Genomic DNA, 21983 nt, shown 5'->3' on the forward strand with positions numbered 1-21983 from the left:
CTAAACTGACCATATATCTCATAATTTTACCTTTATTTAATAGGCTTAGGAGTAAGGCTATGCGACAATCGCGCCCATGAACATATACCTGCTTATACACAAAGCCCCTATCCGCGTTCTCCGTATTGGAAGACGTCGTTTTTGGCTGCGTTTAAAACTGGATATGTTGGTTGTGAAAGAAGCCTTATCTCAAGAGAAGCAAGAAACCAAAGAGATGTTGGTCACCTACAAACGCTATACCCGCAAACAAGCAAGTAAAGATGAATTAGCCGATGCTAACAAACAATTTGCAGACCTACTAAAGGGCTTAGGTCTTGGCGTCTTTGCCGTTTTACCATTTGCACCACTGACGATTCCATTGGTGTTGAAGCTTGGAAAAATGGTTGGGGTTGATGTGTTACCAAGCTCTTTTAATAACATGTCTGAACGTAAAGCGAATGCACGCCAGCTTTCAAGAAATAGTGCTAGAAAGAATCGCATAAAAGCCAGTAATGCTGGTCAATAGTGCTTAGATAAGTTCAGCAATAGCCGCAGTCAACAGCAACATTATTTAACACTCCGTAAACCACACAAAATCATCTCTTTGCTTTCTCGATAGCCCCTAGCCTGATACTCTTATAACAATCTTTTTAACTGGTCGTTATTAATATAAAGAGTCCCTACATGAGCAATATCATCGTTTCAGGTGTTTCAGGCATTCCCCTTTCTATTTTAAACAGCGAAACTTTTGCACAATGGCGCGATAAGCAAGCTAGCAGCGTGACTAACTGGCTAAATACCACACAGTTTTCAGGCAAAGGCTTGAGCCTTATCCCAAATACCCAAGGCGAACTGGCCGAAGTCATTTTTGTCAGTAACAGCGACGATTCCTACTGGCTGTGTGGAGATTTAGTTAACCAACTGCCTGCGGGTCAATATCAGTTAAATGCTGATGATAAGCAGATCAAAACCGCCGCTTTTAGCTGGGGATTAGGTGCATATAAGTTTGACCGCTACAAGAAAAGTGACAAACAACACCCGCAACTGATTGTGCCAACGCAAGCCCAAGCTGATGAAGCCAATAAATTTATCCGCTCAGTTTCTTTAGTGCGTGACTTAGTTAACACCCCTGCCGCCGATATGATGCCGCAACACTTGGCTGAAACCATGACGGACATGGCAAATGAGTTTGGCGCAAACTTAACCCAAATTGTAGGCGATGAACTACTCGAGCAAAACTATCCAACAATTCATATGGTTGGCCGTGCCAGTGAAAATACACCAAGACTTATCGACCTCACTTGGGGCGACGAATCTGCCCCTAAAGTCACACTTGTCGGTAAAGGGGTATGTTTCGATTCAGGTGGACTCGACTTAAAACCTGGCGCCGGCATGCGTTTAATGAAAAAAGACATGGGCGGCGCTGCTCATGTTATTGGTTTAGCCCAGCTTATCATGGCCAACAACTTGCCAATCCGGTTACGCGTGTTGGTACCTGCGGTTGAAAACGCTGTATCTGCCAATGCCTTCAGACCTGGTGATGTGATCACCACACGTAAAGGCATTACCGTTGAGATTGACAACACTGATGCTGAAGGCCGTTTAGTACTGTGTGACGCGCTTGCAGAAGCCAACAACGACAAACCTGATCTAATGATAGACTTTGCCACGCTAACTGGTGCTATGCGGATCGCACTAGGTACAGAGTTACCAGGCTTTTTTAGTAATGACGACCAAGTTGCCGCTGGCATTACTGCATCAGGCTTAAGTGTTGACGATCCAGTATGGCGTATGCCGCTACATAAGCCGTATCTAGACTTAACTGGCAGCGATATCGCCGATCTTGCCAACTGTGGCAAAACCCCATTTGGTGGCGCAATCACCGCAGCACTTTATCTTGAAGCTTTTGTCGATAAAGAGATCAGCTGGAGCCACTTTGATGTGATGGCGTGGAATAATCGCAAGCTACCCGGACGTCCAGTTGGTGGTGAAGCATTTGGTATTCGCGCAGTATTCGACTATTTGCAAAACCGCTATACAAAAACCTAAGGCCACGCTAAGCAAGCCCTTAATGTATAGAAATCGTTATATGAATAATGCACTGCAAGTTAGCGGTGCATTATTTCGTTCCCCCTTCCTTTCGCCCACTTAACACTATTAACGCTTGCTCATATTCAAGAGATTCAAAGGTTACATATTTCACCACTCCGCCGTTTAAAAACCGTTAAAACCCAGTGTCAAATGTAAATAAACGGTTGAGCCATTTAGTAAGTTGGTACTTAAAGCGTTTAATTATTGAGATTTAAATCACAATATTCATCTGTGCATCAATTAATCATTGAAATTAATTTACCAATTTCCTACAGTGAAATTTCGCTTTAAAAACATTCGCATCAATTTGTATCACGTGTTTTTGCAATAAAAACACTTCAACGCTAATTCATTGGGAACCGGTTTGAAGAGATTAAGTAGAACTCTAGTTTACGTGCCTATTTTGATCGCCATCTTTTTGGTCGGTCAATTTATTGCAGGTAAAACTGAAGTTGAAACGATCTCACCGCATAAGCAGTCATTGCTGCAAACCCACCTGCATGAAATGCCGTTTTATAAAAACAAGTTTGCACTATCCCAAGTTGTTATTGCAGCTATGTTGTGCCAAAAAGTAACCTCTACTATCGAGCTTACATCTAGCACGCTAATAGTTGAGACCGAAGAGTTAGATATAAACCTACTCACCGCTACTTCGGCATTCTTCTGTCTATTGCTACTCTTCAGCAATTACTCGGTGCTAAGTAATCTTAAGCAAAAGACCCCCAAAAAAATCATCAACCTAGTGTCTATTGTCCATAGCTGGATAAAGCCCATCAAAGGCTGCCCTTCCTAACTGACTCACGATGAGTTATCTCGACGCTGCTCCGATAATCGGATAAACAGCAAAATCTGAATATTAAGTCTCAACCGTTTGGCTTTTAATCACTGCCAGATAATCAACAATTGATCTCTTATAGGGTGGAATTATGCCGTCTAAGAATAACTGCGCCTTGCTTTCGAGCAGGTGCCCATTCAGTTATCAAAAAATACTGCTATGTACAGCCGTAATGGGCTTGAGCTGCGCACTCTCGTCATCTGCGGTCGCTGATAATGAAAATGTATCAGCAGCAAACAGCTCAACCACTTCTAACTGGTCAGGCTATATCAGTGCCACAGCAACAACCAATGTGTACGGGCAATCTGAGCCCAGTTCTTATCAGGCAATGAGTGGTAATGGCCGCATAGGTTACCGAGATGACTGGGGCAGCATTCGGTTATCTGTTGGAGGAGAAGTCGAAACCCATCACGACCAATCCTACTACTACGATACATTTCTAGAGTACCGCACGCCGACTAAAACCTTTACCCCTGACTGGAGCTTAATCGGTAGCGCGGGGGTTTTTCTGCCGACCAGCCACACCAGTCAAGAAAACAAACTGCAAGCTGCACCTCGAGTCGCAGGTTACCTATTCTATCGACCGAGTAATGTGTGGAATTTCTATATATCACCGAGATTTAGATACAACGCCTACAAGTATGAAATCGGCCGACAGGGGGAGCATTTTGTCGAACACCAAATCGACATATTGGCAGATGCTACCTGGCAGTTTACCGATAACTGGTATTTAGATGTCAGCGGCTCCTACGGTATGGCCAAGAAGTTCAATAGTAGTCGCTATGACAATCTATTTACTGCTAGCCAAGAGATTGGCTGGGAATTTTCACCCAGTTGGATAGTCGCTGCAGGCCACAATAATAGCGGCGGATTTTATGACCCAGAAAGAGGTTCATCTCATGGATTTGAGATCTATGACAAACGAAGTTCAGTCTTTTATTTGTCGATAACGAAATACTTATAACATTAATTGGAAGAGAGGTTTACATGAAAACATCGACGATAACGCTCGCCATTGTTGGGGCAATCGCCCTCAATGGTTGTGGCTCTGATGAGCCGTATCAGGAAGTGAAGAAAGATGAGAAAATGGTCTCGGTTCAAAATCTCAAAGAAGCAACCACTGACACCAGCGTGACAAATGGCCAGCAAACTACCGCCACATCTCTGTCTGAACTTGCAGTCAAACAGCCTGAGCGACTATTTCTATATACCCGTAGCTTAGGGGACGCTCCTAGATATTCAGCACCAATTCATGGGTTCTCCCAGGGAGATGAAAAACTCGTCACCTTACGCATGACTGAAAATGGCATCCAAGTACGGCAAATAGACAGAGATAACATCGGCCTCGGTCATGGCTCTCGTTATGACAATGAATACAACAAAGCGCCGGTGCTAACCATTCCAGGCGAGTACGTTGATTTCCAATGCCAGAAAGACAATTGGAATGACTGTACTAACAAAGAGGAAGAGATCACCGACCGCAATGTCACTTGGGATCAAAAGAAATTCTTTATTCCTCACTTTGAAGCGGCACAAATTGCCGAAGAGAACTATACCGATCTTGTCACCTTCAAACAGTGCACCACCGAAACAGAATCGGCGCACTTAGTTAAAGATGGTGATTGGCACGGCTATGAAATGGACTTAACCAATGGCGTCATTAACTTTGAAATAGAGCATACCTATCAAGCTAACCCCGCTTGTTTTGGTAAGTTCTTTAAAGGTAATTTCGACAACCTCTCTTTCACGACCACGGAATACATCTCTATTGTTGCCGTTGACCAACTCGCCAGTGATGACTTTGACGTGGTGCCATATAGTGAAGATGAAAATGGCAGCTATGGCTTTTTTAGAACCCAACATAACTATCGTGACGGCAATCATGCCGCGGGTAAAGACGGCTATGTACGTCAATATTTAAACCACTTCAATCCGAAAAAAGAGGCGATAACTTATTACCTCAGTAATAACTTTTTTGAAGATAAAAACCAGCCATTCTTAGATGCTGCCAACGAAAGCATCACCGCGATGAACATCCAAAATAAGATGTTCGAAACAGGCTTGCCGCCAATCAAGCTAGAAAAAGCGGGCAACCACCGTCACGGCGATCTGCGTTACAGCAACATTACCTTGTTTGACGAGCCACTCGATAATGGTTTGGCAGGATATGGTCCATCAGCGGCGAACCCATTAACCGGCGAAATTGTTAGCGGCCGGGTCGATCAATATAGCGCCAACCTAGAGCAAGGTTCTACCCGTTACTACCGTCGTGTTCAGCTCGACTATAACCGCGGTATGCTTGACCCAAGCTCAGTAAAAGCACTCACTGGTGTCGACTACACTCCAGCAGCAGAGGCGATAGCCCGAGCCAATGAAGTGGCGGCCAACAAGTTGGTTGCCCAGCAAACAGCGACCAGCGATAGCTCAATGAGCAGCCAGCCGCTGCAAACTGAGTTACCGCAAGCGAAAATCCCAACGCTTTCAACTGAAACAACGGATAGTGCACCATTAGAAGAGTTGCTTAACCAACACAACAAAACCGATGACTTCTGGGCTGAACACAACCTAATGAGTGTTAACGAAGCATTTGGTCTAGGTGGCGGAGCGCTACGGGAACTACCAGAGGTCTGAAAGGTCATGAAATTGATTGGACCAATAGCGAATTTTGGATCGATGGTATCGTCGGTGGAAAATTAAAAGACATCGAAAAAATGTCGACCGCTTTCCAATCAGATCTGGTCACCAAACTTGCAGCGCAGGCCTTTGCCGGCACCCTAACCCATGAACTTGGGCATACGTTTGGTTTACGCCATAACTTTGCCGGTAGTCGCGATCAAGCTAACTTCTTTAATGAACAAGAGATCAGCAAATTTGAGTCCGCATTTGCCGCCGCGGGTTACCCCAACCTCACTGTAAAAGCGGATTTCTCAAGCCAAATGGACTATAACGCTGACCGTTTTGCCACAACATTCGAAAAGTATGACCTAGCCGCACTGCGCTTTGGTTATGCCCGTAACGTTGAAACCACAGATGGCGCTATGGTGTCACTGAAAGAGCAAGATGCAATTCGTCGTAAAGAGCTTAGCGAGGGTAACTTAACTGGTGCGACGCAATATGGTGCACTGCATAATGTTGCCGCCGAAAATGACTTAAGGTATTTTGCTTTTTGCACTGACGGTCACGTGTCGTTAAACAGTAACTGTAACCGGTTTGATGCGGGGACTAACAACGATGATATCGCGCAATACTATGTTGATCGATATTTCGATAGTTACGACACTATGAACGTACGCCACAATCGTCAAACACTGTTTGAAGACAACATACTGCCTTACACTATCGACCGCCTCAGCGGCTTTAACGATATTCGTCAGTTTGTTGAAGATACAGCGACTGCCAGAGGAGCTATTTGCCTTTAGTCAGAATGATTTGGCAGAGTTTTGTCCAACTCATCAAACATATTGGTTCTGCGCCTCTCAACGTGCAGTCAACAAAGCCGCTGACACATTTTTAAAAATAGCTGGCATGAATGATATCTACCTGCATGTCACGTACAAAATGAACAGTGATGACAGCGCAGCATTTACCAAGGTTCACTCACTGGAAGATCTACTGGCGAGAATTTACCGCCTCAACGGTAATCAACTCGATGAAAGCATAGATGTGGGTAAAATCATCACCAGTTTTGAGCAAGACCCAGAGAAGCTTAAGCAATTACTGGTAAAAGCAGATGTAGTACCTGCCTATCAAGATCTGGTTTATGCAGATGTCACCGCCAGCAAAGGTCGTCTACTTAATGGGCTTAAAGCGCCACAATCAAACCCAAATCATCCTTATGTTAACGAAAGAGATGTACTGGGAATGTGGCCTGATAAGCTGTTAGCAGTGCGCCAATTGCTAACAAGAAAGTCACCTAGAAGCACCACGGGTCGTACTTACTATGCATTGGCCGATACCGCAAAAGTTCATGACCAATTGCAAGGTATGCTTTGCCACATGACCATGGGCAATACAGTCAATGATCTTAATGGTTACCTAACTAACCCAGCGCTTAAAAATGCCTGTGCCGATGTTGACCCACAATACTACAGTAGCGATGTGGATTATGCCGACCAGCAGATAGAAGCCCTCCCGAGTTACGCCACATCGCTTGGTCGTTACTTTGGCTTGCCGCAAAGCACTGGCGAGATGAAAGGTAAAAGTAACTTACTGCAGATGATGCTCAAGCAAGTGGTACTGGCCTCACATGACAGCGACTACCGCGGCGAAGAGAAAGCCCGAGTGTGGCGTGAATTTGCCGGTATTCATTTGGCAAGTGACGCAGTCAGTTCAGTGAAAGCCATCTCACTACAGGGCAAGAACTACGTAGCCACTGACGAAAACACGCTAGCGTTAGCGCTGATTGAGCAACTAGAACAGCTTGACAAATTAATGACGAATAAGCCGTTGATGGATCATGTCATGAATGCCGATGGGGCCACCTTCAAAGAGTTAATCGTCGACCCTATGGTCGCCAGAGACAAACGCGTGCTAACTTATCTACCTGTATTGTCATAACGGTTAGATGCCGTAACGGTTATGCACCTTAACGGTTAGCAGCACTAATCAATAGTTAAAGACTACCCCCAAAAAAGGCCTGTATCTACAGGCCTTTTTTATTGGAAGCATATCTTGCTTAACATTGAGTTGGCCTGCTGAAGGGAGGCGCGAAGTTAAACCATCTACTCTGGCCCGAGAGCGCTTGATAAAGGGATAAGTATAAGGTTAATTCTGTGTTCACCTTGACAAAGTATTCGAATTGCATATACAAAGTCATTTAATGTATTTCATTTTTAATGGGATTATTACCTCAACCAAGGATTACCTTGCTTTTAAAACTAAACTTTATTGAGGAATTGATTATGAAAAACGTAAAACTTATGACACTAGCAACAGCGCTTACTACTGTACTTGCAGCACCAATGGCAGCCAATGCAACGGGCTTTTACTTAGGTGCCAACGCAGGCTCTGGCCAGCAAAGCCATCAGTTAATGAAAAAGGCTGAAACAACTGGCGTAGCAGCCATTAAGGCTGGCTATGATTTTAACGACTACTTTGGCGCAGAACTACGCTATGGCGGCGTTAACAAGCGCTCATCTGATATCGAACTAAATAGCTTTACTTCGGTTTATGCAAAAGTTCAGTACCCTATTACTGAGTCAATATCTGTTTATGGATTGGCCGGAATGACCGCTGCGGATCTACCACAAGATATCTTAATTGCAGTGCCACAAAGTAAAGCTAAATCGAGTGGTTCTGAAAGCAGCGCTAGCTTTGGTGCTGGCGTTCGTTACGCAGTAACGGATAGTTTTGGGATCAGCTTAGAAGCGATGCGTATTTCGTCTCACGACGCTTACAAGCTAGATGCAGTCATGCTAGGTGTCGACTATAAGTTTTAACCACTCACAGGTAGATTACAGCCCGCTTGAGCAAATGCTTAAATTCTGCCCCTAAGAGCTTGAAACCTAAATAACTAAAGCCTCAATCACTTTCAATAGCATTGAGGCTTTTTTGTATCTGCTGAAGTGGTCAAGAAATACAAGCCACCACAACCATAGGCTCTAGCCCGAGAGGGCTTGATAAGGAGTAAGTATTGAGTTTACTCTGACCCCGCTATCTCGCTATCGCCTATCATAGCCTCTGTCCTTTTTCGATAATTATCTTCAAAGGAAACTAGCGCAGCCATAACACCAGATAAAAGGAGTATTCCAATTGCCGAAGGAATAAACACAATTGCACTCAAAATACCTGTAATCCCTGCAGACAATGATATAACTGTTGCAATGATGGCTACGACCAAAAAGACCTCTCCCACCACAGCTGTAAATCGAGCGGTGAGAAGTAACAAACTTAAGTTGTGAGACTCTAGATTTTTAAACGGCTTCATAAAAAATTCAGTCCTTGAAATATAACGAATGATATAGACTCAGCCTTACCAATTGGCACTGATTTAGCCAAATTAATATTTTAGTATTCATGGTAAAGATGAGTACGGCAAAACTAAATTAAAGCAAACAGTTAAAAGAAACAAGTTGGCAAAAAAATCGCTAAGACCTCAGCCATTATTATCAGCATGGAAGCGTGCTCGAACGGACACAACTGAGCACGGAATTGACTAAACTCTGTTATTAACCGTGGGTATCTATCTATTAATACAACCATAGGCTCTTGCCCTAGAGGACATGATAAGCGGATAAGCATAAGTTAACTGTGACTCCACTTATCCCTCACTTACCTGAATTGATGCTCAGCAAGTCGCCGTGAATATGTCCCTATAGGCTCTGCTAAATCATCCATGATTTAGCAGCTTGCCCGCCCCAAATTCTGATAAGTCGCTAGTAAACCCTAGCCCCTAACTCGTTATTGGGTAGAAACGAGTTAGAGCTAAAGTTCTTGGAGTGATGAATTTCAATAGGGAGTTTTGGCAAACGGATATGCGGCAACGCCGCGTTAAACGAGCCGAATACTTAAGTTTCTTTGTGTTAGGCTGGAGCGGAGCTGAAACACAAAGCAACTGGAGTGTTTGACGTCACTTTTAATACGTTTGTTAGTATTCGCAGGCATGCTTTTTAATAGCTTCTTTAAAGTTACCTGAAAGTGAAAATATCAGTATTTCTTTAGACTGCAAGTAGTTAGTAACACCACTATCATGGTTTTTGCACGATTTTGTCTTACCGTAAGGTATATACAACTTTATGCTGCTCATTTCACCCCATAACTGAACATATGCAACAGTAATACTTGGAATATGGACCCCAGCTAAATCTTTATATAAATGATCATTTAACTTCATCTCAGTTCCGTTTACTACCAAGGCCAACTTGCTAATCTTTTGGTCATTAGAGTCCCAAACAGATTTTTTATCGGCATACTCTACTGTCAGTTTGTATGGAACTGGTTCTAATGAACCCTTTTCGCCAATGAGACCTGAATGCTCCATTTTCATTATTGTTGGATGCACTAATGCTGCAGAATGAATAGCAGTAGAGAAGAGACATATGATGAAGAGTAAGAGAGTTTTCATATACACTAACGCCTCATTCAGGGGCTGATAATAGCTTGCTAAAATTGTGCCGCGAAACGGCACCGGGCAAGCTGTTAGCAGTCCGACTTTAAAACCTTGTTAAATCTCACCGACAAAAGCCATTTGATAGATATCAACATTAAAACCTTGAATTGCAGATGATTTTCTAAATAAAAATCCAGCTCTTTTAGCAACCTTAAGAGAAGGTATGTTCTCAGGGTCTATTAAAGCTGAAATATTATCTAATTTTAATTGATGTTTGCAAAACTCAGCTACTGCAATTGTAGCTTCTGAAGCAAAACCTTTTCCTTGTTGAGAAGACGCTAACCTATAGCTAACATGCAGTAAATCATTGCTTTCAACCACATGTGAATTTAGTCCGCAAACACCAACAAAACTAGCGTCTGACTTTGAAAATATAGCCCATTGACCAAAACCATTAGCACGATATTGTTGTTGGCAATTATCAATATATTTTTGTATTTCACTATCATTGTGAACACCAACAATTGAATATTTCATAACTTCAGGGTCAGACAAAACAAGTCGTAAATCAATTAAGTCTTTTGAATTGATTTCACGAAATTCTAATCTATCAGTCTCCATGACACTCAAAATATAATCCTTAAAGGTATAACGCCTCAATAATGGGCGTAATAATGCTTGGCTATAATTAGCGAAGAATGAGCGCAAGCCAAGAGCAGCGTCCATTTTATTGACTTTTTATAAACCACTTTCCACTTGGTAATCAGCGATTAAACCAACATTCATTATTGGGTTAGGTAAAATATCGTCTGGCGTATTTATTAGCCCATCTCTTCCATAAGAACGAATATGATATGAGTTCTCGTTAATAACCTCATAGTAATACAGTTTCACCTCACCCATATTGACTTGAGTAGAGTCGTTCAAAAACACCATTGAATTTTCAGGAAGTGATTTCTGCAATACTTCCAGAGATTCCGGGTAACTTCCATTTTGAACTTTATAAAATTCGATAGCTTGAACAGCACTTGTCAGTTGAGTTTTCGCCATTGTTGCTCGAAGTTCGTCATAAACACCGTCTTCTTGGACAAAACCAAAGTAACCAAGGGAACCATATAAAATCACTGTAAAGAGAATACCTGCCGACCCGACATATTTGAGCTTTGAATGTTTAACTTTAAAACCCCATACAATGGCAATGATTCCAAATAAAACACCTATCAATGGTATAAAAGACATACCTCCGATTACGTATGCTAAACATCCTGCAGAGTCTTTAGTTTGCTCAATTGTCCTATTTTTCTCTAGCATCTGCTCCGTAATTAGCCTGTTCACCTCGTTAAAACGATCTGGATATGCTTCTCGGTCTATGTTCTCTCGAACATCGATAAGTTCTACAAGGGAGTATTTTGAGTAATCTATATTGGAATCCATGCCGGAACTTCTCCTGTGCTTCATAACGAATGATTTGGACTCCCTAGCAATTGGCTACCATGTGCCATATTGAAAGTGCAAAAATTCAATCAAGGAGAGTCCATATGTCCTTAATTAAAGCAATTGGCATCACTCTTTTTTAAATCAAAAACTGCCAAGTTAGTTTTTAGTATTCATGGTGCCGACTAATACGGTAAAATAAAATCACAAGCCAGCCACTATAAATCATTATATACACATTTATTCAAGGTCTATTTCAGGGTGGTCTTTAATCCCGTACATTTCCTCCATTAGCTTTAAGTACAAACCTAACGGCGGCATATTCATTTTTTTCCTTCGCTTATCTACATTAGCTTCATCTTCAATAGGGCTAAATACGACTTTTCCTTCACTCAAGTCCGCTTGAGTACCATAGATTTGCTTTTTGCCTTGAGCAATAAGAACCCTATCGGTTAACAGAGCAACTTGCTGCCCACTAACACCCTCATTATTTAAATATGATTTTTCCAAGTAAGGTAACATGTCTTCTTTAAATGCGATATCTGGTGAATGTTGAACAATTAAAAAGGCAGCTCCGACAGCTTAAACCCCAACTAATTCTTTAGTTAACCAAGAGTATTTTTTTATAATAGCTTTAAGCCTTTCTGTATTGCTATGATCTATTTTATTTAGTTTTTCCAATAATTCCTTTGGCGCATTTCCCCAACCTGCCGCCCCTATTTCATTTCGAATTTCTTGGTCTTTATTTCCCATATCAAGCAACTGTTGCTGAAGTGGCAAATTAACTTCTGCAAAAGAGAAAAGCGGAATAAATAATAGAACTATTAGATAGCGCATAGATGGAACATTCCTTGTACATAGACATAATGACTCCCCACAAAAGGTGCTGTTCTCCAATTAATCGTGGGTTAGCTGAAAGCCAGAGCCATAATAGTTTTGTTAAAGAAACTAAATCGGAGATCAGCATGAATAAACATAACATACTTTTTATTGGCCTTGATACACATAAAGAATTTGTAGAAATTGCTTATATTGAAGATCAAAGAGGAGCGCAAGCGGTTCATTTTGGACGAGTTTCAAGTGCGAAAGCCTCTATCACTAGACTGGCTAGGCAGTTTCAATCTAAGTACCCAGAAGCAACCTTACACTTTGTGTATGAGGCTGGCCCCTGCGGTTACTGGATCTACCGATTGCTTACCAGCCTAGGTCACTGTTGCTATGTTATAGCCCCTTCACTTATTCCCAAAAAACCTGGTGAGAAAATTAAAACCGATAAACGTGATGCGCTTAAATTAGCAAGGCTGCTTAAGTCGGAAGATCTTACCGAGATTTATGTTCCAGAGCCTGAAGATGAAGCTATCCGCGATTTATCTCGTGCTCGTGAGACCGCGATGAAAGATTTAAAAGACGCTAAATACCAGCTTAAAGCGCTTCAGCTAAGAAACAATATTAACTACAGAGGCACTGCTAACTGGTCGCTAAAGCACTTACGCTGGCTGACTGAACTGATATTGCCGCACCCGAGTCAACAGATTGTCTTGCAAGAATACTTACAAACCATTTCAGAGCGGATCGCGAGGCTAAAACGGCTAGACAATGAACTTGAGCATCACGTTAAAAAGTGGCGTTAATATCCGGTCATCAAAGCCATACAAGCATTACGTAGAGTGAGGTTACTGGTTGCCGCAGGTGTCATTGCTGAGTTGGGAGACTTAACTCGCTTTGATCATCCCCGAAAACTAATGAGTTATGTAGGCCTAGTTCCATCGGAACACTCAAGTGGTGGAAAGCGGCATGTGGGTGCGATAACGAAATGCGGCAATGGTCGAGCAAGACGGCTATTAGTCGAAGGGGCTCACTCCTATCGCTACCCCGCTAAGATCTCAACCGAGATGCAAATAAGACAAGAAGGTTTACCGAAAGAAATCATTGATATTGCATGGCAAGCGCAGCTTAGGCTTTGTCGTCGATACCAAAAACTCATGTACAAAGGTAAACATAACAACGTAGTCGTGACAGCCATAGCCAGAGAAATGATTGCTTATATTTGGGCGATTTCACGAGAGGTGGTACTGACAAAAGTTAACCCTAAACTACGGTTGTCGAGAGTACCTGCATGATAAACGATTTTGAGCTAATACAGTGGGTCAAGCATCGGATGTGACACGATCACCGAGGGCGTTAGGATGGCAATACGGTTAACTCTGTATTGAACCACGAACATAGACTGAAGACAGGTGTCACGACGCCATAATTAATAACAAAAGGTAAGGTAGGCGCTGCTTATTGAAAGATAAGTAATCCACGGATATCAGCATGACAACCGACGAAATTACTTGCTTCATCGACTGTGTTAGCTCAATCCAATTTAGTCAAAAGAGCAAAAGCAGGCTTAAATATTTAGGCCGAAATAGTGATGTTCTGCTTGACGTGGGGAGTCATACCAACGCCCTAATAATGGGCAAAAAATTGTTGGATAAAATAAGTGAACGTAGTGAACAAAAAGCCAACTGCATTTTGGCCCTGTTTATTTTCTTGTTAGGTTTCTTTCGTATAAAACCTATAGATTCGCCAAATTATAAGACCAATAAAGCCATTAATAAAAACACCTATTACTATAGATAAAGTTTCACCTACGGATAACAACTCTTGACTCCAAGGTAAACTGGCTAAAAGGGCTGGTATTGTTAAAGGGAATGCTAAGATCCAAGTCCAGCCACCAGCACTAGGGTCTTCATAAATAAAATTCTGGAGTATCCCAACCCCCATACTCAAACCAATACCTAACGCCGCTGCTAATAGAATACCGATTGCAATAGAAAGTGGAAGTAACTCATAACAAGTCGATTTTAACTTACTCGGAATCATCTTGAAACCTAACGAATGATATGGACTCCCCTTACCAATTGGCCACTATGTGCCATATTGAAAGTGCAAACATTCAATCAAGGAGAGTCCATATGTCCTTAATTAAAGCAATTGGCATCGATTTAGCCAAATTAGTTTTTAGTATTCATGGTGTTGACGAATACGGTAAAACTAAACTAAACTAAAGCAAACAGTTAAAAGAAACAAGCTGTTAGAAAAAATCGCTAACATTCCACCCTGTATTATCGGGATGGAAGCTTGCTCTGGCGCTCACTACTGGGCAAGAGAGTTTACAAAATACGGCCACGACGTACGTATCATGGCATCTAAATTCGTTATTCCTTATCGCCAAAGTGAAAAGAATGACGCCAATGATGCTGAAGCCATTTGTGAGGCAGTGACTAGACCAAAAACACGCTTTGTTTGTATTAAAAGCGAAGAGCAACAAGCCGTTTTATGCCTACACCGCATTCGACAAGGCCAAATCAAAGACCGTACGGCGATGATAAACCGATTACGTGGCTTACTATCCGAGTTTGGTATTATTATGCCTAAAGGTCGTTATCCTGCTCAAAAGCATATTGTTGAAATTCTCGAGGATGCTGAGAACGGTTTGCCTGATTTAGCCCGCGAACTACTCCATGATTTATGGCTGAGCATAAAACAACAAAACCAAGACATATTAAGGTCTGACCGAAAGCTCTATGCCCTTGCTAACCAGATGAAAGACGCTAAGCGGTTAATGACCATACCAGGTATTGGCGAAGTTACCGCAACAGCAGTAGTCGCGACAGTCAGTGATGCAAAACACTTCTCAACTAGCCGCCAATTTGCAGCTTGGATAGGTTTGGTGCCGAAGCAGTATTCCACTGGCGGAAAGCCAACACTAGGTCGAATAAGTAAACGCGGTGAGAAGCATATCCGCACCTCGCTAATCCATGGTGCTCGCGCTGTCATCGCAAACTGTGCCAATAAAATAGATAGAACTAGTTTATGGATTAAAGCCCTTATCGAGCGAAGAGGTTTCAAAAGAGCTGTCATTGCTTTGGCAGCTAAAAATGCACGGCTAATTTGGTCATTATTGCAATCAGGACAAGAGTACCAAGTTAACTATGTAAAAACGTAAAAAGGATTAACCCAAACGGTTAACCCCACCGAGTCGACGCATTAGCAATTGACGATAACACGGTCAGACCGAGAGCGATAGAATCTGGTTAGTTGGGAAGTACATCTTTCTTGAAAGAGAAAGTAATACTGTTTAACGAATGAGATCTTTGCTCAAGCGCAAATCATCAGGGCGATAGCCAAAAGCTGTTTAGGCAGCAAGCTAATCAAACGCCGAATGTAGAGCTGCTGTCAGATCCACTGTTGTTGTGTGATTACTATTGCTTGACAAAGGGGAGTCCATGTAGCCCATTTAAGGGGCTGATAATAGTTTGCTAAATTGTGTAGCGAAGCGAAACCTAGCAAACTGTTAGCAGTCCCGCTTGAAATTCTTGTTAGGTGAATTGTGCTAAATCAACTCTTTCTCTAGCACCTAGTTTTCTTAAGTGAACAGCTTCAACGTAGCGTCTAATTACTTGCCAGCTCTCAGCATTTAGAACCTGTGAACGCGGAATTTTAACCGTCATGGTTAAGTTTTCTTGGTTGGGTTCAGGCACTTGACTTAAAAGCTGCCAGTAGGAAACCTGCTCTGAAGCTACATACTTCACAAGTAGTGCTACAGGTAAAAGATCCCATAAATAGTTATATGTTGATACATCTAATGTTACCCGCTCATTTTCCCCGTCAGAAGTGACATTTGATTCTTGTGATGCTTTTAACTGAACAACCAACTCTCTTGAAGACGCACGATTGCCTTCAATTATACCAACTACCAAGTCTACACCAATATCTGGATTCGGCTTATCAGCAGTCCAACCTCTTGGCATCACAGACCTAAAATGCTGTTCAGAATCAGCTTCTAGCATATTATTTTCAATTATTATCGGTCGTTGCATACACTACACCTCCTGATTCACCTAACGCCTCAATCAGAGGCAAAAAAAATAGTTGGTTAAAATTAGTGACGCAGGAGCAAAACCAACTGTTTTTTGTCCTGCTGAATTGACTTGTTAGGCTTCGATATTATGAGCACATTTAGCTTCTTCGAATTCCCAAAGTTCAGCTTCTTCACCTGCCTCAAGTAGTTTATAAGCGTGGAAAATATCTGTATCGGCAGGAACATCAATAGCTAATAATTTTGACTGAGAGCCTTCATAGGTACAGCCTATACTTTCTAATTCCCCCCAAGCTTGGGAAAACTCATCTGTGTTTAGTATTCCATCCTTTAGCAATATACGATAGGTAGAGTGCCCTGAATTTTCATGAACACCCAACACCGTAGGCACTTCATTATCATCGGCAATTACAACATCTTCAAAGCTATAGCCATAAGCTCCAAATGGTGAATTTTGGAGTTTAAACAGCCCCTTCCCAAGTGGTTTAGCCCAAAGTGTTTCGGAAGATGCATTGAGAATATTCTCAGGCGGCAACTCAATTCTAATTTTTACTAATTCGCTCACAGTTAACACCTAGAAGCCTAACAGCTTATTCATTAGTCGCTCGATAACGTTCTTAGCAACTCGGTAATTTGTTAACAAACTATCACTGCTAAGACATTGCTGTAAATAGATAATTTCTAAATTCGGGCTATGAAAATTGGCTTGCTGGCAGCGGAGAAAGAGAGCCTAGGGTGTTCAATGGACCCCTGTATCGGTTTTTTGCATTTTCCATAAGGCTGATTTTTATCGGTTTTGTGAAATGTTAAAAAATTATCGATGCCTAGCAGGACCCTTTTTGGCATCTTTATTTGCGCCATAATGAGTGTTTTTACTCACTTTTAGTTATACCTGTATAAATACACATCATTAAATCAACCTGCATGAGAATACGTCATCCACGTTTAATCTTAAGCTAACCAATTTGGGGACATTTCTGTGCTAAAAGCTTTACTACTACAGTACAAATTAAATCACCAATGATCCAAGTGCAGATACGGCCGTGACCGTCCATGACATGGACGTCATGGCCGAGCTTCCAAGGATGGACTTGCTGCGTGTCACGGCAGTGTCTGCACATGCGGTCTTTCATTCATATTTGACCCATAGGGATATGGGAAATGTCATAATGATGTCGGGAGCATCATCGACCATGTGTTCACGACATTCGGACATCCTGTCCAGTCCCGCTGCAGGCGATTGACAATGATGCAGCCACAATCAAGAATCTGCAGCTTAGTAACACAACTCAAAAATGTAATCAGTCTTCATTTAAAGACCAACTAACTTTGGCGCAAAATGAGTCAAGCCCCTCGCCTATTTACACAAACTGATTATAAATATTTTTGTTTTAAAAACTGTCCTCTAAAGGACACTCAATGGATATTGCTGCCAAGAAATGTTGCAGATATTCAAATGGGAGACAAGCGCTTTGCCCTAAACAAAACCCATAAAAAAAGCCCGATATCATCGGGCTTTTAATCAAAAGTAATGTTTAAAGGATTAACCTTCAACAACACCTTTGCTCACTAGGAACTCATCATATGTTCCTTTGAAATCATTTACACCATTTGGTGTGATCTCAATAATACGGTTGGCCAGTGATGATACGAATGCACGGTCATGGCTGACAAACAGCAATGTACCTTCATACATCTCAAGTGCGTTGTTGAGCGACTCAATTGATTCCATATCCATATGGTTGGTTGGCTCATCAAGTAGCAAGATGTTTGGCTTTTGCATAATAAGCTTACCAAATAGCATGCGACCCTTTTCACCACCTGAAAGCACTTTGACTGACTTCTTAATATCGTCAGAGCCAAATAGCATACGGCCTAAGTAACCACGTACAGATTGGTCATCATCTTCTGGCTTGCGCCACTGGCTCATCCACTCAAACAAGGTCATGTCGTTTTCGAAATCTGACTCATGATCCTGAGCGTAGTAACCAATCGATGAGTTTTCAGACCACTGAATAGTACCGCTATCTTGTGGGATATCGTGTACTAAAGTACGTAACAAGGTGGTTTTACCCACACCGTTGTCACCCAAAATGGCGATACGCTCACCCACTTCGGCAATGATATTAAGATCTTTAAATAACTGCTCATCAAAGCCTTTTGCTAGATCTTCAACAATCAAAGCATTACGGAACAATTTCTTCTCTTGTTCAAAACGAATAAACGGGTTTACTCGACTAGAAGCTTTAACTTCATCAAGCTTAATTTTGTCGATTAGCTTAGCACGAGATGTCGCTTGCTTTGCTTTAGATGCGTTAGCAGAGAAACGCGCCACGAAGCCTTGAAGTTCAGCAATCTGTGCTTTCTTCTTAGCGTTGTCAGACATCAAACGCTCACGTGACTGTTGTGCAGCCATCATGTACTCATCGTAGTTACCTGGGAATACGCGGATATCACCGTAATCCAAGTCAGCCATATGAGTACATACAGAGTTCAAGAAATATCTATCGTGCGAGATGATAATCATGGTGCTGTTACGCTGGTTCAGCATCTCTTGCAACCAACGAATGGTGTCGATGTCCAAGTTGTTGGTTGGTTCGTCAAGTAGCAGTACATCTGGATCTGAGAATAGTGCTTGTGCCAAAAGTACTCGTAACTTAAAGCCTGGTGCAATTTCGCTCATTAGGCCGAAGTGCTGGTCAACACCAATCCCCACGCCCATTAGCAGTTCGCCAGCGCGAGATTCAGCGGTGTAACCGTCCATCTCTGCAAATTCCATCTCAAGATCGGCAACTTTAATACCGTCTTCTTCAGTCATTTCAGGCAGAGAGTAGATACGATCTCGCTCTTTCTTCACTTCCCAAAGCTCGGCGTGTCCCATGATCACAGTATCAACTACGTTGAACTCTTCGTAACCAAACTGGTTCTGGCTCAACTTACCTAAACGCTCATTAACATCTAATGAAACGTTACCTGATGTAGGCTCTAGATCACCGGCAAGGATCTTCATAAAGGTTGATTTACCACAACCGTTGGCGCCGATTAAACCGTAACGGTTGCCGCCGCCAAACTTAATTGAGATGTTTTCAAACAGTGGCTTAGAGCCAAACTGCATGGTGATGTTAGCTGTAGTAATCAAAGTGACATTCCGCTTTTGGTTATATGACTTAAAGAGATCATAGTAAAAACAAAAACCAGTAAACCGAGTAGAGTGCTTAGCTCTATATCAATTTACTGGTCGAAGGCTCACGCAAGTCCGCGTGCAGCCTATAAAATTAAGCGCGATACTATAGCATTCTAGCCTAAATTATCAACTGCGATCGTCTCGATATGATGAGAACGCTAATAAAATTTAGTAGGACAGATCCGCAATGCTAATCCATTACATCAGTTTCTCTTTACGTAATCTATTTGCGTTGGTGACCACTGTTAATGATGACAGTGCCATTGCAGCGCCCGCCACCACGGGACTGAGTAACATGCCTGTAAATGGGAACAACACTCCCGCAGCAAGTGGGATCCCTAAACTGTTATAGATAAAGGCGCCAAATAAGTTTTGTTTGATATTGCGCATGCTGGCCTTTGCTAACAGCAATGTTTCAGCCACCACCATCAATCTTGCAGACAGTAAGGTAAAGTCTGCACTTTCGATGGCGATTTCAGTGCCACTCCCCATGGCAAGACCAATATCGGCGCTCATCAACGCTGGGGCATCATTAATACCGTCACCAACCATAGCCACCACTTCACCATTTTGCTGTAGCTCTAATACCTTCTGTTGCTTTTGTTCAGGTAACACATTGGCAAACACTGTGGTAATTCCGACAATATCAGCCACCGCGTTTGCTGTTTGTTGATTATCGCCGGTTAATAACACCACCTTAAGGCCACTGTTTTTCATCGCGCTTATTGCCTCAATTGCATCCTCTTTGATTGGGTCGCTTATTGCAATCATTGCGATTAGCCGCTGGTTTTTTGCGACAAATACAGGGGTCTTACCTTGATGGGCAAGTCGACCAATCTGTTGTTGATAGGCAGAAACATCATCGATACCTATATGCTGCATTAAGCTCTGGTTGCCAATAGCATACTCGGCACTGTTTACCGTGCCAGTGATGCCACGCCCCTGCAGGTTAGTGAATTGTTCGGGCTCTATCAGAGTCATACTCGCCTGCTTAGCCTTTGCTACAATCGCACTGGCAAGTGGATGCTCAGAGTGCTGTTCTAAAGCGGCAATATCACTGAGAAGGTTTTGCTCATCATATTTAGGCTGTAACACAATAAATTCAGTAACTTCTGGCGAGCCTTGGGTAATAGTACCTGTTTTGTCTAGCACTACAGTGGTGATTTGGCTTGCGGTTTGCAGCGCTTCACCATTTCTTACTAGAACCCCGAGCTGCGCAGCGCGGCCCACTGAGGCCATAATTGACATAGGCGTTGCCAACCCGAGTGCACAGGGACAGGCAATGATAAGCACACTTGTTAGTACTACTAACGCATGTGATAAAGCAGGTTCTGGACCTGTAAGATACCAAATAACGGCGCTAAACAGCGCAATTAAGATAACCGCTGGCACAAAGTAGGCTGATATTTTGTCGGTTAAGCGGCCAATTGGCATTTTAGAGGTTTGCGCTTGCTGCACCAGTTCAATAATTTTGGCAAGTTTGGTATCTTTTTCACCCGCTGTGACGCGGTAAATTAGGCAACCATTACCGTTAATAGTACCTGCATTAACACTGTCACCCTCAGCTTTGTGAACAGGCACTGGCTCACCTGTTAACATCGATTCATTGATCAGGGTGTGTCCGCTCACTATCTCGCCGTCGAGTGCAACCCTGTCACCGGGTCTTAAGCGTAATTTATCTCCCAGATTCAGTTGGTTTATCTCGACCTCTTCATCACCAGCATCAGTTATCCGAATTGCGGTGTTTACTTGCAATCCTAATAGTCGCTGCACAGCTTCGCTGGTTTTCCCTCGTGCTCTAAGCTCAAGAGCGTGACCGAGATTAATTAAGCCCAAAATCATCACGCTAGCCTCAAAATAGACATGGCGAGTGTCTGCTGGAAACCATTGCGGCGTGGCCACCACTAACATTGAATATATCCATGCGGCACTAGTGCCTAAGGCAATTAAAGTGTCCATGTTCGCACTGCGCGCTTTTATTGCTCTCCACATGCCTTGGTAAAAATGACGCCCTGTGGTTAACATAACGACCAAGGTCACCAGACCAACAATCCCCCAACTTAATTGCTGAGTCGAGTTATTGACCATCATCTCACCACCAAGCAGTCCCCACAGCATTAACGGTACCCCTAATCCAAGCCCGACAGCAGCTTGAAATAAACGAGTTTTATACTCTTTAGCTTCGTCAGCCTGTTTTTGCTGTGCGCCTTTGCGGGGATCTTTTAGTAATTCAGCTTGATAGCCGACGTCTTCAATTAGCCCTATCGCAGTATCAATGGTGATCTCACCAAAGACTTGCACCTGCTTATCTGCAAGATTGACCCTAGCGCTAATGTCAGTGCCAATCTCGGTTTGTTTGTTTGCTTGTGCAAATGCTGACTCTATTTTTGAGACACAGCTTGCGCAGCTCATACTGGGCACGTATAGGTTTATCGTTTTCATAATCCCGCTCCACGTCTGTTTAATATTTGTATCTTTGATGCATCAAGAGTAATGTCTCCCATAAGGGGAGAGTCAAACATCAATTCAAATTATTTTTAGTCGG

The 21983-nt window shown here is 42.6% G+C and carries 17 protein-coding genes and 4 pseudogenes; 11 read left to right on the forward strand and 10 right to left on the reverse strand.

Annotation, left to right across the window (positions count from 1 at the left end):
* Positions 1–76 precede the first annotated feature (76 nt).
* From SWP_RS15050 to SWP_RS15075, 8 genes are all read left to right on the forward strand, one after another.
* Positions 77–505, forward strand: coding sequence for a hypothetical protein (locus SWP_RS15050; RefSeq protein WP_020913409.1), 429 nt, complete (start codon positions 77–79; stop codon positions 503–505).
* A gap of 158 nt (positions 506–663) precedes the next feature.
* Complete coding sequence (locus tag SWP_RS15055; RefSeq protein WP_020913410.1) at positions 664–2028, forward strand: leucyl aminopeptidase family protein; 1365 nt, start codon at positions 664–666, stop codon at positions 2026–2028.
* Between the two features lie 406 nt (positions 2029–2434).
* On the forward strand, positions 2435–2863 hold the full coding sequence (locus SWP_RS15060; protein ID WP_020913411.1) for a hypothetical protein: 429 nt from the start codon (positions 2435–2437) through the stop codon (positions 2861–2863).
* A 133-nt stretch (positions 2864–2996) separates the two neighbouring features.
* Entirely contained in the window at positions 2997–3869 is an 873-nt protein-coding gene (locus SWP_RS15065) for a hypothetical protein (RefSeq protein ID WP_020913412.1), read from the forward strand.
* A 23-nt stretch (positions 3870–3892) separates the two neighbouring features.
* Entirely contained in the window at positions 3893–5536 is a 1644-nt protein-coding gene (locus SWP_RS24485; RefSeq protein WP_020913413.1) for a zinc metalloprotease, read from the forward strand.
* A gap of 80 nt (positions 5537–5616) precedes the next feature.
* Positions 5617–6324 (forward strand): zinc-dependent metalloprotease, encoded by a 708-nt coding sequence (locus tag SWP_RS24490; protein ID WP_020913414.1) that lies wholly within the window; start codon positions 5617–5619, stop codon positions 6322–6324.
* The gene (locus SWP_RS24495; RefSeq protein WP_228371069.1) at positions 6281–7462 is read left to right on the forward strand and encodes a hypothetical protein; all 1182 of its coding nucleotides are present in this window, start codon (positions 6281–6283) and stop codon (positions 7460–7462) included. Before SWP_RS24490 ends, SWP_RS24495 begins: the two co-directional genes overlap by 44 nt.
* Positions 7463–7806: 344 nt before the next feature.
* Positions 7807–8343, forward strand: a complete 537-nt coding sequence (locus tag SWP_RS15075; protein ID WP_020913416.1) for a porin family protein — start codon at positions 7807–7809, stop codon at positions 8341–8343.
* A gap of 200 nt (positions 8344–8543) precedes the next feature.
* On the opposite strand, the gene SWP_RS15080 is transcribed toward SWP_RS15075, so the two are convergent.
* Positions 8544–8831, reverse strand: coding sequence for a hypothetical protein (locus SWP_RS15080; RefSeq protein WP_044555973.1), 288 nt, complete (start codon positions 8829–8831; stop codon positions 8544–8546).
* Between the two features lie 33 nt (positions 8832–8864).
* On the opposite strand from SWP_RS15080, the pseudogene SWP_RS24840 reads away from it, so the two are divergent.
* Positions 8865–9041: pseudogene (locus SWP_RS24840) on the forward strand (IS110 family transposase); the annotation flags it as partial.
* A gap of 450 nt (positions 9042–9491) precedes the next feature.
* Here the strand turns inward: SWP_RS24840 and SWP_RS15085 are convergent.
* From SWP_RS15085 to SWP_RS24765, 4 genes and pseudogenes are all read right to left on the reverse strand, one after another.
* Positions 9492–9968, reverse strand: coding sequence for a hypothetical protein (locus tag SWP_RS15085; RefSeq protein WP_020913417.1), 477 nt, complete (start codon positions 9966–9968; stop codon positions 9492–9494).
* Between the two features lie 99 nt (positions 9969–10067).
* Positions 10068–10679 (reverse strand): GNAT family N-acetyltransferase, encoded by a 612-nt coding sequence (locus SWP_RS15090; protein ID WP_020913418.1) that lies wholly within the window; start codon positions 10677–10679, stop codon positions 10068–10070.
* A gap of 12 nt (positions 10680–10691) precedes the next feature.
* The gene (locus SWP_RS15095; RefSeq protein WP_020913419.1) at positions 10692–11387 is read right to left on the reverse strand and encodes a type II secretion system protein GspG; all 696 of its coding nucleotides are present in this window, start codon (positions 11385–11387) and stop codon (positions 10692–10694) included.
* A gap of 240 nt (positions 11388–11627) precedes the next feature.
* Positions 11628–12224: pseudogene (locus SWP_RS24765) on the reverse strand (DUF6624 domain-containing protein).
* 128 nt (positions 12225–12352) lie between these two features.
* Here SWP_RS24765 and SWP_RS15105 point away from each other — a divergent pair.
* Positions 12353–13507: pseudogene (locus tag SWP_RS15105) on the forward strand (IS110-like element ISSpi3 family transposase).
* 418 nt (positions 13508–13925) lie between these two features.
* Here SWP_RS15105 and SWP_RS15110 read toward each other — a convergent pair.
* A complete protein-coding gene (locus tag SWP_RS15110; protein WP_044555974.1) occupies positions 13926–14255 on the reverse strand; it encodes a hypothetical protein in 330 nt (109 codons plus the stop codon).
* A 92-nt stretch (positions 14256–14347) separates the two neighbouring features.
* Here SWP_RS15110 and SWP_RS15115 point away from each other — a divergent pair.
* A pseudogene (locus tag SWP_RS15115) lies at positions 14348–15381 on the forward strand (IS110-like element ISSpi2 family transposase).
* Positions 15382–15754: 373 nt separating this feature from the next.
* Here SWP_RS15115 and SWP_RS15120 read toward each other — a convergent pair.
* The 4 genes from SWP_RS15120 to SWP_RS15140 form a co-directional block, all read right to left on the reverse strand.
* Entirely contained in the window at positions 15755–16255 is a 501-nt protein-coding gene (locus SWP_RS15120; protein ID WP_020913424.1) for a DUF4365 domain-containing protein, read from the reverse strand.
* A 114-nt stretch (positions 16256–16369) separates the two neighbouring features.
* Complete coding sequence (locus tag SWP_RS15125; protein WP_020913425.1) at positions 16370–16819, reverse strand: DUF4265 domain-containing protein; 450 nt, start codon at positions 16817–16819, stop codon at positions 16370–16372.
* 978 nt (positions 16820–17797) lie between these two features.
* Positions 17798–19393: an ABC-F family ATPase gene (locus SWP_RS15135; RefSeq protein WP_020913426.1), complete on the reverse strand. Its 1596-nt coding sequence runs from the start codon at positions 19391–19393 to the stop codon at positions 17798–17800.
* 243 nt (positions 19394–19636) lie between these two features.
* Positions 19637–21880: a heavy metal translocating P-type ATPase gene (locus tag SWP_RS15140; protein WP_020913427.1), complete on the reverse strand. Its 2244-nt coding sequence runs from the start codon at positions 21878–21880 to the stop codon at positions 19637–19639.
* Between the last annotated feature and the right edge of the window lie 103 nt (positions 21881–21983).

This window comes from Shewanella piezotolerans WP3, assembly GCF_000014885.1.
GTDB classification, from domain to species: domain Bacteria; phylum Pseudomonadota; class Gammaproteobacteria; order Enterobacterales; family Shewanellaceae; genus Shewanella; species Shewanella piezotolerans.